Source organism: Pseudomonas fluorescens (genome assembly GCF_902498195.1).
In the GTDB taxonomy this organism is placed as follows: domain Bacteria; phylum Pseudomonadota; class Gammaproteobacteria; order Pseudomonadales; family Pseudomonadaceae; genus Aquipseudomonas; species Aquipseudomonas fluorescens_BU.
Window position 1 is genome coordinate 614,061 of record NZ_CABVIY010000003.1, and the last position, 13,699, is coordinate 627,759.

General features: G+C 62.3%; 13 protein-coding genes. All 13 read left to right on the plus strand.

Annotation, left to right across the window (positions count from 1 at the left end; all coding sequences use genetic code 11):
• Positions 1–72: 72 nt before the first annotated feature.
• The 13 genes from F8N66_RS13715 to F8N66_RS13775 all read left to right on the plus strand — a co-directional run bounded on the left by F8N66_RS13715 (position 73) and on the right by F8N66_RS13775 (position 13,632).
• On the plus strand, positions 73–1,032 hold the full coding sequence (locus F8N66_RS13715; protein WP_150770674.1) for an ABC transporter permease: 960 nt from the start codon (positions 73–75) through the stop codon (positions 1,030–1,032).
• 3 nt (positions 1,033–1,035) lie between these two features.
• Positions 1,036–1,863, plus strand: coding sequence for an ABC transporter permease (locus F8N66_RS13720; protein WP_150770675.1), 828 nt, complete (start codon positions 1,036–1,038; stop codon positions 1,861–1,863).
• A 2-nt stretch (positions 1,864–1,865) separates the two neighbouring features.
• A complete protein-coding gene (locus F8N66_RS13725) occupies positions 1,866–3,509 on the plus strand; it encodes an ABC transporter ATP-binding protein (protein WP_150770676.1) in 1,644 nt (547 codons plus the stop codon).
• Positions 3,510–3,518: 9 nt separating this feature from the next.
• Positions 3,519–4,235 (plus strand): NAD(P)H-dependent oxidoreductase, encoded by a 717-nt coding sequence (locus F8N66_RS13730; protein ID WP_150770677.1) that lies wholly within the window; start codon positions 3,519–3,521, stop codon positions 4,233–4,235.
• 353 nt (positions 4,236–4,588) lie between these two features.
• Positions 4,589–5,935, plus strand: a complete 1,347-nt coding sequence (locus tag F8N66_RS13735) for an outer membrane beta-barrel protein (protein WP_150770678.1) — start codon at positions 4,589–4,591, stop codon at positions 5,933–5,935.
• A gap of 99 nt (positions 5,936–6,034) precedes the next feature.
• The gene (locus tag F8N66_RS13740; RefSeq protein ID WP_150770679.1) at positions 6,035–7,345 is read left to right on the plus strand and encodes an ABC transporter substrate-binding protein; all 1,311 of its coding nucleotides are present in this window, start codon (positions 6,035–6,037) and stop codon (positions 7,343–7,345) included.
• A 25-nt stretch (positions 7,346–7,370) separates the two neighbouring features.
• Positions 7,371–8,096 (plus strand): ABC transporter ATP-binding protein, encoded by a 726-nt coding sequence (locus F8N66_RS13745; protein WP_150770680.1) that lies wholly within the window; start codon positions 7,371–7,373, stop codon positions 8,094–8,096.
• Positions 8,097–8,117: 21 nt separating this feature from the next.
• A complete protein-coding gene (locus F8N66_RS13750; RefSeq protein WP_150770924.1) occupies positions 8,118–8,810 on the plus strand; it encodes an ABC transporter ATP-binding protein in 693 nt (230 codons plus the stop codon).
• Positions 8,811–8,812: 2 nt separating this feature from the next.
• Positions 8,813–9,676 carry a branched-chain amino acid ABC transporter permease gene (locus F8N66_RS13755; protein WP_150770681.1) on the plus strand — a complete coding sequence of 288 codons (864 nt, stop codon included), beginning with the start codon at positions 8,813–8,815 and terminating at the stop codon, positions 9,674–9,676.
• Complete coding sequence (locus F8N66_RS13760; RefSeq protein ID WP_150770682.1) at positions 9,676–10,710, plus strand: branched-chain amino acid ABC transporter permease; 1,035 nt, start codon at positions 9,676–9,678, stop codon at positions 10,708–10,710. Before F8N66_RS13755 ends, F8N66_RS13760 begins: the two co-directional genes overlap by 1 nt.
• A 184-nt stretch (positions 10,711–10,894) precedes the next feature.
• The gene (locus F8N66_RS13765) at positions 10,895–11,824 is read left to right on the plus strand and encodes a LysR family transcriptional regulator (protein ID WP_150770683.1); all 930 of its coding nucleotides are present in this window, start codon (positions 10,895–10,897) and stop codon (positions 11,822–11,824) included.
• A gap of 248 nt (positions 11,825–12,072) precedes the next feature.
• Positions 12,073–12,567, plus strand: coding sequence for a hydroxyquinol 1,2-dioxygenase (locus F8N66_RS13770; RefSeq protein WP_150770684.1), 495 nt, complete (start codon positions 12,073–12,075; stop codon positions 12,565–12,567).
• Between the two features lie 45 nt (positions 12,568–12,612).
• Positions 12,613–13,632, plus strand: a complete 1,020-nt coding sequence (locus F8N66_RS13775; RefSeq protein WP_150770685.1) for a hydroxyquinol 1,2-dioxygenase — start codon at positions 12,613–12,615, stop codon at positions 13,630–13,632.
• Positions 13,633–13,699 lie beyond the last annotated feature (67 nt).

Genomic DNA, 13,699 nt, shown 5'->3' on the forward strand with positions numbered 1-13,699 from the left:
TTCGCGAGCAAGCCCGCTCCCACAGGTTAAGTGAGGGTCTTCAACAGTGTGCCCATTTCAAGGAATTGCGCGGTGAATAGTATTTTAAAGTTGCTACTTCAGCGTCTGGCATTGGGGCTGTTATCGCTCTTCGCGGTGTCAGTGATCATTTTTCTCGCGGTCGGCATGCTCCCGGGCGATATCGCCCAGGCCATGCTCGGCCAGTCCGCCACGCCGGAAACCGTGGCGGCGTACCGGGCGCAACTGGGCCTGGACTTGCCGCCGCTGACCCGTTTCGGGCACTGGATCTGGCATTTGCTGCAAGGTGACCTCGGCGTGTCGCTGGCCAACCAGCGGCCCATCGCCGATCTGGTTGGCGCGCGCCTGGGCAATACCTTCAGCCTGGCGCTGCTGGCGGCACTGGTGTCGGTGCCGCTGGCCTTGCTGCTGGGGATGCTCGCGGCGTTGTATCGCAACAGCTGGTTCGACCGGTTGCTCAATACCTCGGCCCTGAGCGCGGTGTCGTTTCCCGAGTTCTTCGTCGCCTACATCCTGATCCTGGTGTTCGCGGTGAAGCTCAACTGGTTCCCGAGCATTTCCAGCCTCTCGCCGAACGCCTCGCTCGGTGAGGTGCTGGAGCGTTCGGTGCTGCCGGTGGCAACCCTGAGCCTGGTGGTGATCGCGCAGATGATGCGCATGACCCGCGCCTCCCTGATCAACCTGCTGGCCAGCCCGTACATCGAAATGGCCCGGCTCAAGGGCATCAGCCAGTCGCGGATCATCTTCCGCCATGCCTTGCCCAACGCCCTGGCACCGATCGTCAACGTGGTGGCGCTGAACCTGGCCTACCTGGTGGTGGGTGTGGTGGTGGTCGAAGTGGTGTTCGTCTATCCGGGCCTCGGCCAGTTGCTGGTGGACTCGGTGGCCAAGCGCGACATCCCGGTGGTGCAGGCCTGCAGCCTGATCTTCGCCGCGACCTACATCCTGCTCAATACCAGCGCCGATGTGCTGTCGATTGCCAGCAATCCACGCCTGATGCATCCGAAGGGGTAAGCCATGAGCCTGTTCAACCAAATAGTGAAGGCGCCGCTGAGCGCCAAATTCGGGCTGCTGGTGATCGTGCTGTACATCCTGGTGGCGGTGTTCGCGCCGGTGTTGGCGCCGTTCGGCGAAACCCAGGTGGTCGGCGAGGGCTTCGCGCCCTGGGGCGGGCAGTTCCTGCTGGGCACCGATAACCTGGGCCGCGACATGTTCAGCCGGCTGGTCTACGGTGCGCGCAACACCCTGGGCATTGCCTTCCTGACCACCGTGCTGGCGTTCCTGCTCGGTGGTTTTGGCGGCTTGATCGCGGCGATCAAGGGCGGCGCGATCGACCAGGGCCTGTCGCGGGTGGTGGACATCCTGATGGCCATTCCGCAACTGATCTTCGCCTTGCTGATCCTCAGCGTGGTCGGCACCACGGCGACCTCGCTGGTGCTGGTGATCGCGCTGCTGGACGCGACCCGGGTGTTTCGCCTGTCAAGGGCGGTGGCGATGAACGTGGTGGTGCAGGATTTCGTCGAGGCCGCGCGCCTGCGCGGTGAAGGCCTGTGGTGGCTGGTGACCCGCGAAGTGCTGCCCAATGCCGCGGCACCATTGATTGCCGAGTTCGGCCTGCGGTTCTGCTTTGTGTTCCTGTTCATCAGTGCGCTGTCGTTCCTCGGTCTGGGCATCCAGCCGCCGACCGCCGACTGGGGCAGCATGGTGCGCGACAACGCGGTGCTGATCACCTTCGGCGACATCAGCCCGTTGCTGCCCGCATTGGCCGTGGCCCTGATCACGGTCAGCGTCAATTTCGTCGTCGACTGGATGCTGCACAAATCCAGCGGCCTCAAGGAGTGCTGAACATGACGACATCCAAACCTTTGCTGGAAATCCGCGACCTGCACATCGAAGGCCATTACGAAGACGCCTGGCATCCGCTGATCAAGGGCATCGACCTGACCTTGCAGCGGGGCGAGGTGCTGGGGCTGATCGGCGAGTCGGGAGCGGGCAAGTCGACCCTGGGCCTGTCAGCCATGGGCTACACCCGCGACGGCTGCCGCATCACTGGCGGCTCGGTGCATTTCGACGGGATCGACCTGCTCAAGGCCAAGCCCGAAGCCCTGCGCAAATTGCGTGGCCTGCGCATTGCCTATGTCGCGCAAAGTGCGGCGGCCTCGTTCAACCCGGCCCATCGCCTGATCGATCAACACGTGGAAACGGCGGTAAAGAACGGCGGTATGAGCCGCGAACAGGCCATGCGCGAAGCGGTGGATCTCTATCGGGTGCTGCACCTGCCCAACCCCGAGCAGATCGGCCAGCGCTACCCGCATCAGGTGTCGGGCGGCCAGTTGCAGCGGGTCATGACCGCGATGGCCATGGCCTGCCACCCGGACCTGATCATCTTCGACGAACCGACCACCGCGCTGGACGTCACCACCCAGATCGAAGTGCTGGCGGCGATTCGTGATGCGGTAAAAACCTACGGCAGCGCGGCGATCTACATCAGCCATGACCTGGCGGTGGTGGCGCAAATGGCCGACCGGATCATGGTGCTGCGTCACGGCAAACTGGTGGAAGAGGCCGAAACCCGGCAGATGCTCGGCGACCCGCAGGAGGAGTACACCAAGTCGTTGTGGGCGGTGCGCAGTTTCCGCACCGAGCCCAAGGCCTGCCCGCAGGCGGAGCAACCGCTGCTGGAATTGCGCAACAGCTGCGCCAGCTACGGCCATCAACCGGTGCTGCACGACGTGTCGTTGAAGTTGTACAAGGGCCAGACCCTGGCGGTGATCGGCGAGTCCGGCAGCGGCAAGAGTTCCACGGCGCGGCTGATCACCGGCCTGTTGCCGCCGACCTACGGCGAAGTGCTGTATGACGGCCAGCCGCTGCCCGCCGACTTCCGTCAGCGCAGCAAGGAGCAACTGCGGCGCATCCAGATGATCTACCAGATCCCCGATACGGCGCTCAATCCCCGCCAGCGCATCGTTGACATCATCGGCCGGCCGCTGACGTTCTACCTTGGCCTCAAGGGCAAGGCCATGCGCGCGCGGGTCGCCGAGCTGCTGGAGATGATCGAGCTGGACCCGGCGACCTACATGGAGCGCCAGCCTCGCGAACTGTCCGGCGGGCAGAAACAGCGGATCTGCATCGCCCGGGCCCTGGCGGCCGACCCGCAGCTGATCATCTGCGACGAAGTGACTTCGGCGCTGGATCAACTGGTGGCCGAAGGCGTGCTCAAGTTGCTCAACCGCATTCAGCAGCAACTGGGCGTCGCCTACCTGTTCATCACCCATGATGTCGCCACCGTGCGGGCGATTGCCGATGAGGTGCTGGTGATGCAACGGGGCAGGGTGGTGGACCATGGCTCGCGCAGCCAGATTTTCACCCCGCCGCACCAGGACTACACCGGGCTGCTGTTTTCTTCCGAACCACAAATGGACCCGGACTGGCTCGACCGCTTGCTGGCCAGCCGCGCCACGCATTCAACTCCTACGCTGGAAAAAGTCTAAGGAATCACCATGAAAGTATTGATCGTTCACGCTCATCCCGAGCCACAATCCTTCACCGCGGCCCTGCGTGACCAGGCTGCTGCCACCCTTGAAGCCCAAGGGCACGAAGTACAGGTCAGCGACCTGTACAAGATGAACTGGAACCCGGTGGCCAGCGCCGACGACTTCTCGTCCCGGGAAAATCCCGAGTACCTGGTGTACGCGCTGGAACAACGCCTGGGCGTGAAAAGCCAGTCGCTGGCGGCGGACATCCAGGCCGAGCTGGACAAGCTGCTGTGGGCCGACCTGCTGATCCTCAACTTCCCGATCTTCTGGTTCTCCGCCCCGGCCATGCTCAAGGGCTGGATCGACCGGGTGCTGGTGTCGGGCATCTGCTACGGCGGCAAGCGCTTCTACGATCAGGGCGGCTTGAGCGGCAAAAAGGCACTGGTGACCGTGACCCTCGGCGGTCGCGAGCACATGTTCGGCGAAGACGCGATTCACGGCCCGTTGCAGGACATGCTGCGGCCGATCCTGCGCGGTACTTTGGCGTACGTAGGTTTCGACGTGCTGGAACCGTTCGTGGCCTGGCATGTGCCGTACATCAGCGACGAGGCGCGCAAGGATTTCCTGGTGGACTACACCCAGCGCCTGCAGCACCTGAGCGACGAGCAACCGCTGGTGTTCCCGAAGCTGTCGCAGTTCGATGAGCAGCTCTACCCATTGCGCCAGCCCGCCGAGGCCTGATCAACACCACGCCTCCCTTGTGGGAGCGAGCCTGCTCGCGAATACGTCAGCACAACCAGCAATGATGGTGACTGACACACCGCTTTCGCGAGCAGGCTCGCTCCCACAGTTTGATTTTCTGCACACCCCAAATATGCATCCATCCCCTACATTGTTCTGAATACACAAACACTGATGTCGCCGAGATTGGAATTGTTGGTGTAGTGGCCGGCTTGTAGCCTCCATTACGCCGAACACCGCGATGCGGTGGAGCCCCAGCCAGGGTTCATCAAGCCTCGGACTTCAACGTCCTGCCTTGCTTTCGGTCCGATGCCCCCATGGGGTCTGGCCTAATAAAAATAAGGAAGGCAGGTATGAGTATTCGTGCATGGGCTTGCGCAGCAACCCTGTTTGCCCCCGTTCTGGGTGCCGGCATTTTGTTTCCCGCCATGGCTCGCGCAGCGGACGACCCGATGGGTTCGCTGGTGCGAAGCGTGTTTGGCGACAGCCTTGAGCGTGAGCATGGCATCAAGGTCTACGGCTGGGCTCAGGCAGGCGTGATCTATAACAACAACGGCACGGATGACGTCAGCAAACAGAGCTTTTTCAACACCGACGAAGGCGTGAACCTCAACCAGTTCGCCCTGGCCGTGGAAAAGAAACCCAACAGCAATGTGGTCGGTCGTGTCGGACCGTTCCCCGGCCCCATGCCGCAAGAAGCCGACTGGGGCTTCAACGTCACGGCGCTCTACGGCAAGGATGCGCGTTACTTCAAGACCTACGGCTGGGACGAGGACCTTGGGGTCAACCGCGACAACAAGGCTGAAGATCCAGCGTTCACCATCGCTCAAGCCTACGTCGATTTCTATTTCCCGGTGCTCGGCGGCTCGGACCTGATGATCGGGATTTTCCACACGCCGCTGGAAAATGAGATCGGCTTCGCCTTGCCGTCACCCGCACCGACGGACTTCTACTCGCACACCTATTCCTTCATGCACGGCCCGGCCAAGCATGCCGGCGCGCTGTATTCGTTCAAACTGCCGTCGGCGCCCGGCGAAAGCATGCTCGGCTTCGAACTGGGCGTGGTGCAGGGCTGGAACAACCTGCAGGACCCCAACCATGACCCGGATGTCATCGCCAACGTGCGCTGGCGCTCGGCGGATTTCAGCACCTGGATCGACTGGGAAAACATCTACGGCAACGGCGCCGGCGACAGCTTTGCCGAGTGCAGCTGTGGCTCGCCCATCCCGGCCGGCACCAAGGATGACGACTACAAGCGCCTGGCCTCTTACCTGACCTTGTCCCAGGTGCTCGACCCGAACAACCGCGTGGCGCTGGAGCTGAACTACGGCACGCAGGAGCAGGGCGCTTTCGCCGGCTTCGCCAATAAAAACGATGCCACCTGGTACGGCACCGATCTGAACTGGTACCACAAGCTCAGCGAAAACCTGATGTGGAACAGCCGCGCCGAGTGGTTCTACACCGACGCACCGGTGCACGTGATGATGGCCAACATCGACCCCAACACCGGGATTCCCGATCCGACCTGGGGCAGTTTCTACGGCGTCACCACCAACCTGGCCTGGACCCCGACCCCCAACGTGCGCTTGCGCCCGGAATTGCGCTACGACATCCATTCCGGCCCCGGTCGCGATGCCTATGCCGATGGGCAAAAAGACTCGCAAGTGGTCGCTTCCTTCGACGTCAGTTTCTTCTTCTAACCCGACGCTTTCGCTGACCTGGCGTGATGGCTCAACCCACACGTTGTGACCTTGTTCGTCCGCACTTTGCCGGCCCGATGCCGCACCGGAGTAATTTTCATGACAGACAATAACGATAAAAACCTGTTTGGCCGCGACGTTTCACGTCGTGATTTCCTGCGTGGCAGCGGTGTCGCCGCAGGCACGATTGCCCTGGCCAGCCTGCCGTTCAACTTCGCCGTGGGCAGTGAACGGGTGATCAAGCTCGGCTACGTCAGCCCGCAGACCGGGCCGCTGGCACCCTTTGCCGCGGCCGACAACTACATCATCGAATCGCTCAGGCAAACGCTGAAAAACACCCTCACGGTGGCGGGCAAGGCGTACCGCCTGGAAGTCATCGTCAAGGACAGCCAGTCCAACCCCAACCGCGCGGCGGAAGTGGCGAGTGAGTTGATCCTGTCCGATCAGGTCGACCTGATGCTCGTATCGTCGACGCCCGAAACCACCAACCCGGTGTCCGACCAATGCGAAATCAACGAGATCCCGTGTATTTCCACGGTGGCGCCGTGGCAGCCATGGTTCTTCACCCGTGGCGGCAAACCCGAGCAGGGCTTTGATTGGACCTATCACTTTTTCTGGGGCCTGGAAGATGTGATCGGCACTTACACCGCCATGTGGGGCGCGATGCCCACCGATAAGGTGATCGGTGGCCTGTTCCCCAACGATGGCGACGGCAATGCCTGGGGTGATTCGAAACTCGGGTTCCCGCCGGTGCTGGCGCAGAAGGGATTTCAGTTGGTCGATCCCGGTCGTTTCCAGAGCCTGACCGATGACTTCTCCGCGCAGATCGCCGCGTTCAAGAAGGCTGAAGTAGAGATCGTCACCGGTGTGGTCATTCCCCCGGATCTGACCACGTTCTGGACACAGGCGCGCCAGCAGGGCTTCAAACCCAAAGCCGTGTCGGTGGGCAAGGCGTTGCTGTTTCCCACGGCGGTCGAAGCATTGGGCAAAGCCGGCAATAACCTGTCCACGGAAATCTGGTGGAGCCCCACGCACCCGTTCAGTTCGTCGCTGACCGGCGCCAGTGCCGGACAGCTCGCCCAAGGCTTCACCCAGGCCACCGGCAAACAATGGACGCAACCGCTGGGCTTCGTGCATGCGTTGTTCGAACTGGCGGTGGACATCCTCCAGCGCACCGAAGAAATCGGCAACCCGAAGGCCGTGCGCGATGCCTTGCTCAAGACCAATCTCAACACCGTGGTCGGGCCGATCAACTGGAACGGCGGACCGGTGAAAAACGTCGCCAAGACGCCGCTGGTCAGTGGCCAATGGCGGCTGGGCAATAACAACCAATACGACTTGATCGTGACCAGCAATGCCACCGCACCGGCGATCCCGCTGGGCGGCGAGATGCAGGCCATTACGTATTGATCGCGCTCAAGCAAGCAGGTGCACCATGCAACAGCCACTTCTACAACTGAACGATGTGCATAAAAGCTACGGCTCGGTGAAGGTCACCGATGCCGTGAGCCTGACCCTTGAGCCCGGTGAAGCCCTGGGCATCATCGGCCCCAACGGCGCGGGCAAAAGCACGCTGTTCAACCTGATCGCCGGCGGCGTGGCGGCGGACAGCGGCAGCATCCATTTCGAAGGCCGCGACGTCACCTGCGAACCGGTGTTCAAGCGTTGCCAGCAAGGCATCGGCCGCTCCCACCAGATCCCGCACCCGTTCGTGAAAATGACCGTGTTCGAAAACCTGCTGGTGGGCGCGACCTTCGGTGCGCGGTTGCCCGACAAGGAGGCCAGCCAGTGGTGCGCGCAGACCCTGGAACTGACGGGCCTGATGCGCAAGGCCAACGTGCTGGCCGGCTCGCTGACCCTGCTCGACCGCAAGCGCCTGGAAATGGCGCGTGCCTTGTCGACCCGGCCGCGTTTGCTGCTGCTCGATGAAATTGCCGGTGGCCTGACCGAACCGGAATGCCTGGCACTGGTGGAAACCATCCAGGGCATCCACAAGGCCGGCGTCGCCATCATCTGGATCGAACACATCGTCCACGCCTTGCTGGCGGTGGTCAGCCGCCTGACGGTGATCAACTTCGGCGCCAAACTGGCCGAAGGCGAGCCGCGCAGCGTCATGGCCGATCCGCGGGTGCAGGACATCTATATGGGCATCGGGAGCTGAGACATGACGACCCAAACAACCCTGCTGTCCATTGACAGACTCTGCGCCGGCTACGGCGACTTTCAAGCGCTGTTCGATATCAGCCTGACCCTGGAGCAGGGCGAAACCGTGGCGATCATCGGCTCCAACGGCGCGGGCAAATCGACGTTCCTGCGCTCGCTGGCGGGGCAGATCAAAAACCTGTCGGGCGCCATCACCTTCAGGGGGCAGGCCATCGGTGACCTGGCGGCCAACCAGGTGATCGAGCGCGGTATCGCCCTGGTCCCGGAGGGTCGCAAGCTGTTCCCGTCGCTCACCGTCGAGGAAAACCTGCAGATCGGCGCCTATAGCCAACGCCCGGGGCCCTGGACGCTGGCGAGGATTTACCAACTGTTCCCGGTCCTGGAAACACTGCGCAAGCGCCCCGGTACCGCGCTGTCCGGCGGCCAGCAGCAAATGGTCGCGATTGGCCGGGGTTTGATGGCCAACCCGCACTTGCTGCTGTGCGACGAGATCAGCCTGGGCCTGGCGCCAACGACGATCAAGGACATCTACGCTGCGCTGCCTTCGATCAAGGCCGACGGCACCACGGTGATTCTCGTCGAGCAGGACATCAATCAGGCGTTGAGTGTCTGCGACCGTTTCTATTGCTTGCAGGAAGGGCGCGTGTCCCTGACCGGCCGGCCAGGGGACGTCGACAAGGCGCAAATCAAAGCCGCGTACTTTGGGGTTTAGTCATGGAATGGATCAATACGCTTCTCCAGGGCATGTTGCTCGGTGGCCTCTACGCGATGTTCGCGGTGGGGCTGTCGCTGATGTTCGGCATCATGCGCCTGGTCAATATCGCCCACGGCGACTTCATTGTGCTGGCCTCGTACCTGGCACTGGTGGTGGTCAACCACCTGGGGTTCAGTCCGCTGGCCAGCCTGCTGATCGTCGTGCCGGTGATGTTCTGTTTCGGCTACCTGCTGCAACGCTGGCTGCTCAACCGGACGCTCGGCCAGGACATCCTGCCGCCGCTGCTGGTGACCTTCGGCCTGTCGATCATCGTGCAGAACGTGTTGCTGCAGTTTTTCAGCGCCGACAGCCAGAAACTGTCCCAGGGTGAGCTGGAAGTCGCCAGTGTCGGCTTCGGCAGCCTCAGCGTGGGCATCATGCCGCTGATGGTGTTTGGCAGTGCGCTGCTGATCATCGGTGGCCTGCAATTGCTGTTTTACAAAACCGCCTTGGGCCGGGCGTTTCGCGCTACCTCCGATGACCAGCAGACCGCACGCCTGATGGGGGTCAACAACGCGCACATCTTCGGCCTGGCCATGGCGCTGGCGATGGCGGTGGTGTCGATCGCCGGGGTGTTTCTGGCGATCCGTACCAGCTTCGATCCCACCGTGGGGCCGGCGCGTCTGTTGTACGGCTTTGAAGCGGTGATCATCGGCGGTCTGGGCAGCCTGTGGGGCACGCTGGCGGGCGGGGTGATTCTCGGTATCGCCCAGGCCGTCGGGGCAAAAATCGATCCCGGCTGGCAAATCCTCGCCGGTCACCTTGTGTTTTTGCTGATCCTGGTCGTGCGCCCGCGTGGCCTGTTTCCCCGGAGTGTCGACTGATGAATGCCTTGAATAATCCTGCGCTGACGTACCGCGTACAACGCACGACCACCAGCAGCCGGGTCGGTCTGACCTTGCTCGGGCTGTGCGTGCTGGTGCTGATCAGTGCGCCATGGTGGGCCGATCGTGCCAGCCTGCGACTGGTGGTGGAATTCGCCTATTACCTGGCGCTGGCGCAAATGTGGAACCTGCTGGCCGGTTACGCCGGCATGGTGTCGGTGGGGCAGCAGGCGTTTGTCGGCCTGGGCGGCTATCTGTTGTTCATGCTGTCGACGCAACTGGGCATGCCGCCGTTGTTCGCGGTGGTGCTCTCGGGCGTGCTGGTCGCATTGTTGGCGATTCCCACCGCGTTGATCGTGTTTCGCCTGCGCGGTGCCTACTTTGCCATCGGCACCTGGGTGGTGGCCGAGGTGTTTCGCCTGGGGCTGGCGCAGGTGAGCAGCCTGGGCGGCGGCTCGGGACAAAGCCTGCCGGCGGCGATCGTGCGGCAGATCGGCAATGACCGGGACGGGCGCGAGATGCTGATCTACTTCACCGCGCTGGCCATCGCCATAGGCGCGGTGGCGGTGGTGTTCTTCTTGCTGCGTTCGCGACAAGGGCTGGCCCTGGCGTCGATCCGCGATTCGGAACCGGCCTCCGGCAGCCTGGGGGTCAATACCTTCCGCACCAAGCTGATGGTGTACGTGCTGGCGGCCGGTTGCACCGGGGTGGTCGGGGCGCTGATCTTCCTGCAAAAGCTGCGGATTTCCCCGGAAGCGGCGTTCAACCTGCAGGACTGGACGGCGGTGGTGATTTTCATCGTCATCATCGGCGGCATCGGCACCCTGGAGGGGCCGTTGATCGGCACACTGATCTATTTCGTGTTACGCGGATGCCTGGCCCAGTACGGCGCGGTGTACATGATCATTCTGGGCGTGGTGGCGGTGGTGATGATGCTCAAGGCACCGCAAGGGGTGTGGGGGCTGATCAGCGAACGGCTGGGCTGGCAGGTTTTCCCCATGCAGCGGCGGTTGTCGATCCAGTCAAAGCCCTGACAGGCAGCCCCGGATGTGGAGTGCGAGGTGCCGACAGGCTAACCTCGCTATTCCGTCCGGCTACCTGTAGGAGCGAGCCTGCTCGCGATGGTCGTTAACGATGACGCGGGCTGTCTGAATGCCCGCGTTGATTGGGCGTCCATCGCGAGCAAGCTCGCTCCTACACATCCAGAGAACCTGCCCCATGGATCGTTTACTCAGTGTCGAAGCCTTTGTGCGTGTTGCCGAGACCGGTAACTTCGCCAGGGCGGCCCAGCAACTGGGCGTGACCCGTTCGGTGATCACCCACCGCATTCAGCAGCTGGAGCAATTTATCAATGCACCGCTGTTCCATCGCAGCACGCGCCACGTGCGGCTCTCCGAAGTCGGCGAGACGTACTACAAGGAATGCGCGGACATGGTCGCGAGTTTCAACTCGCTGACCGAACACATGCGCGAGCTGCGCGCCAAACCCACCGGCAAACTGCGGGTGCAGATGCTGCCGGGGTTCGCCATCGGGCACTTCGGCAGGATGCTGGCCGAGTTCACGCGGCTGTACCCGGACATCGAGGTGGACGTGATCGTCAACGACCGGGTGGTCGACCCGATCGAAGAGGGCTTCGATGTCGCGTTCCAGATGTTCCCGCCCATGGCCGAAACCCTGATCGAACGCAAACTGTTCAGCGTTCGCCGGTTGTTCTGCATGTCCCCCGACTATGCCGAAGAGTTCGGCGTGCCCACGCACCCCCAGCAATTGCTGCAACACAAGATCGCCTTGTATGAGGGCTATCCGTCGCGCAATCGCTGGATCTTCACCCGCGAAGACGAGCAGGTGGAACTGAGCCTGCCGGGCCAGGTGCGTTCGAACTCCGTGCATTTGCTGCGCGATTACGCCTCGACCGGGGTGTGCATCGTCTGCCTGCCGACACTGGTGGCCAGTGACGACCTGCTCAGCGGGCGGCTGATTCCGGTGCTGCCGGAGTACGCCTTGTCCTCCTTCAACTTCTCCGCGGTGTACCCCGCGACCCAGCGCCGGGCCCTGAAAGTGCGGACGCTGATCGACTTCCTGGTGGAAAACTTCGGCGACGAACCCTGCTGGGACAAGCCTTTGCTGGAACGCGGCTGGGTGCGCTGACGCATGTTTGTAGGAGCTGCCGCAGGCTGCGATCTTTTGATCCTTTTAATGCAACGTCAAAAGATCGCAGCCTCGTTGCACTCGGCAGCTCCTACACAGCTCCTACACAGCTCCTACACAGCTCCTACACAGCCGCCACAGTGTTTGCGTTTCGCGAACACTGTTGTCGCCGACTGCCTAATTGTCCCGGCGAGGGGCGGGACGTACTGTTGACTCACTGTTACTACAACAACAAAACGGTGAAAACCATGAGTAGCGCGGCAATCGAAACAGTCTTCGGCTCGCTGAACAATTTCAGCAAGGGCTCGGTTGAAATCATCAGCGGCCAGGCCAGTCACTATGCCTTTTCGAACATCTTCGAAGTGGCGCAACAATCGCTCCCTTATGAAAAAGTCGTGGTCGGCCTGAACCTCGGCTACGTCGTCGAGACCCTGCGTGCCGAGGGCCAATCGCCCTGGTACACCGCAGCGCACGACGAATTCGCCATTGTCATGGACGGTGAAGTGCGGGTGGATTTCCTCAAGCTCGATGCACCCTTGAAAGACGGCGAGGGCACGCGGCTGGCCGGTGAAGTCCCGGCGGGCAAACCCATGGGCTACGTCTTGCTCAAGCGCGGCCACCAGTGCCTGCTGCCAGTCGGCACGGCCTATCGCTTCGAAGCCAGCCGTGCGGGTGTGATCCTGCAACAGACCATCAAAGGACCCTTGTCGGTCGAGAAGTGGGCAGACATCTGCTTCAAGTGATCAGCCCAGCCACCCCCCGCCCACAAAAAAACAAGGAATCCCGACATGGCCATGCTTGAAACCGCTGCCGACACCGCACTGTTTGCCGACGATGACGTGCAGATCAGCCCGCCCCATCCCGTGACCGGCTACTGCGCCTTCCAGCTGGGCGCCTTCGAACTGTCGCGTGACGAGTATTTCGCGCGCATTACCTGGCCCGCCAAAGGCCAGACCCGCTCGCACCTGATTCCGGTGGACGCCTTTCTGCGCGCGCTGATGCGCGACGTCGCCTGGGGCTTTTTCTACGGCTGGGTCAACTTCGACCACGTCATCGGCACCCGCAACTACTACGGCAAGGTCGACCTGTACGCCGGCACCTTCAATGGCACGCTCAAGGCCGCCGGGGTCAACTACACCGAAAACTTCGAGACGCCGCTGATCATGGCCACCTTCAAGGCCATCCTGCGCGACTGGACCAACGCCACCTTCGACCCTTTTGCCGCACCGGAAGAAACCGGCACGGCATTCGGTCGCAAGAACGGCAGCAACATCGAGGCCATCGAACGCTTCCGCATCGCCACCAAACGCATGCCGGGCCTGAAGGATGACTCGCCGCTGCGCAACGACCTGCCGGTCAACCGCCAGTTCATCGACGTGTCCCAGGAAGAACCCGAAGTGCACGCCGCTGAAGGTTTCGAAGGCGAGCTGCATGCCTTCAGCCTGTTCAAGTACCTGTCGCGTTCCGACGTGACCTGGAACCCGTCGGTGACCTCGGTGTGCAAGGCCAGCCTGTTCTGCCCGACCACCGAAGAATTCATCCTGCCGGTGTTCCACGGCAATGACCGGGTCGAGTGGTTCCTGCAGCTGTCCGACGAAATCATCTGGGATGTCGGCGACAAGGACGACGGCAACCCGCGCGCCCGCATCACCATGCGCGCCGGCGACATTTGCGCCATGCCCGCGGACATTCGCCACCAGGGCTATTCCACCAAGCGCTCGATGCTGATGGTCTGGGAAAACGCCACGCCGAACCTGCCGCAACGCTATGAAAGCGGCGAACTCAAGCCCTATCCGATCGAATTCTAAGGCCTGTGTCTGGCCCGGTGCACGCCGGGCCACCGGATCAAGAGTCAAGTCGTCAGACACTGCGCCA

What these genes read in the sequence shown, in the direction of transcription:
- F8N66_RS13720 (WP_150770675.1), top strand. Translation starts at nt 1,036, where the DNA reads ATGAGCCTGTTCAACCAAATAGTGAAGGCGCCGCTGAGCGCCAAATTC.
- F8N66_RS13725 (WP_150770676.1), top strand. Translation starts at nt 1,866, where the DNA reads ATGACGACATCCAAACCTTTGCTGGAAATCCGCGACCTGCACATCGAA.
- F8N66_RS13730 (WP_150770677.1), top strand. Translation starts at nt 3,519, where the DNA reads ATGAAAGTATTGATCGTTCACGCTCATCCCGAGCCACAATCCTTCACC.
- F8N66_RS13735 (WP_150770678.1), top strand. Translation starts at nt 4,589, where the DNA reads ATGAGTATTCGTGCATGGGCTTGCGCAGCAACCCTGTTTGCCCCCGTT.
- F8N66_RS13740 (WP_150770679.1), top strand. Translation starts at nt 6,035, where the DNA reads ATGACAGACAATAACGATAAAAACCTGTTTGGCCGCGACGTTTCACGT.
- F8N66_RS13745 (WP_150770680.1), top strand. Translation starts at nt 7,371, where the DNA reads ATGCAACAGCCACTTCTACAACTGAACGATGTGCATAAAAGCTACGGC.
- F8N66_RS13755 (WP_150770681.1), top strand. Translation starts at nt 8,813, where the DNA reads ATGGAATGGATCAATACGCTTCTCCAGGGCATGTTGCTCGGTGGCCTC.
- F8N66_RS13760 (WP_150770682.1), top strand. Translation starts at nt 9,676, where the DNA reads ATGAATGCCTTGAATAATCCTGCGCTGACGTACCGCGTACAACGCACG.
- F8N66_RS13765 (WP_150770683.1), top strand. Translation starts at nt 10,895, where the DNA reads ATGGATCGTTTACTCAGTGTCGAAGCCTTTGTGCGTGTTGCCGAGACC.
- F8N66_RS13770 (WP_150770684.1), top strand. Translation starts at nt 12,073, where the DNA reads ATGAGTAGCGCGGCAATCGAAACAGTCTTCGGCTCGCTGAACAATTTC.
- F8N66_RS13775 (WP_150770685.1), top strand. Translation starts at nt 12,613, where the DNA reads ATGGCCATGCTTGAAACCGCTGCCGACACCGCACTGTTTGCCGACGAT.